At 72.3% G+C, this 1,076-nt stretch carries 1 protein-coding gene; it reads right to left on the bottom strand.

Features of this window, described 5'->3' with window-relative positions:
* Positions 1-1,076 (bottom strand): ATP-binding protein (locus tag GA0115259_RS36040; protein ID WP_141716839.1); only part of this gene is annotated, 1,076 nt, incomplete at both ends.

Below are 1,076 nucleotides of genomic sequence, written 5' to 3'. Positions count from 1 at the left end.
GGTGGGCGGCGCGGCGGTGCCCGCCGGTCCGGCGGGCGCCGCGACGGTTGCCTCCGGCGCCGGGCGCCGCAGCGACTGCTCGTTGGTCAGGATCCGCTGCTGCGCGATGAGCTGCGGCGGGAACAGCACCACGACACCCGTGCCACCGCGCGAGGAGGGCCGGTAGTTGACACTGATGTGGTACTTGGCGGCCAGCCTGCCGACCACGGCCAGACCCAGCCGGGTGCCCTGGAGCATCGCCAGGTCGGTGACGCGTCCCGACACGGACTCCTCGGCGCGCCGCATCGCGGCGTCCGCCATCTTCAGTCCGCTGTCCTCGATGGTCACCACGAGTCCGGCGGTGCGCTCCTCGACATAGACATGCACCTCGTCGATCGGCGGCGAGAAGTTCGCCGCGTTGTCCATGAGTTCGGCGAGGAGATGCATCACCGGCTCGGCGGCGAACCCGGCGATCGCGGCGGTGCTGGAGCAGTGCAGCCGCACGCGCTGGTACGCGGCGATCCGGCCCACCGCGCCGCGCAGGATGCTCTCCATGCCGATCGGCTTGTTCCAGGCGCGGCTCGCGCGTCCGCCCATCAGCAGGGCCAGCCGGTCGGTGAGCAGTCCGAGCTGCGAGGTGTTGTGGTCGAGCTTGAGGAGATCGCCGAAGACCTCCTCGCCGTGCCGGTCCTGCATCTCCCGCAGATCGGCCAGCATGCTCACCGCCTTCGCCTGCACCCGGCTCAGCGCCTTGGCGCTGGCCGCCTGCGCCGCGGCTGCGCGCCGCTCGCTGGTGGCGAAGTTCCGTACCACCGTGTCCACCAGGACCCGCAGCCGTGGATCGGCAGGAGGATCGATACTGCCGAGCACCGTGTCGGCGGAGCCGCCCGAGCGCAGCCCGCCGAGCGCGGCCGGCAGCGTCTTCGTGGTGAGCAGATCCAGATCGTCGGCGGACCGGGCCAGCCGGTTCAGGGCGGTCTCGCCGTCGGCGGCGGCCTTGGCCGCGCGCCCTTCGGAGTCCGCCATCTCGGCGGTGAACATCTCCAGGACACGGCGGAGCTGGGGATCGGACGGCGCCGGTGTGGCGGCGAGCGTCA

The organism is Streptomyces sp. MnatMP-M17, assembly GCF_900091995.1.
Classification (GTDB): Bacteria; Actinomycetota; Actinomycetes; order Streptomycetales; family Streptomycetaceae; genus Streptomyces.
Note: the sequence above shows the minus strand (reverse complement) of the source record. Positions and strands in the feature narration are given on the sequence as shown.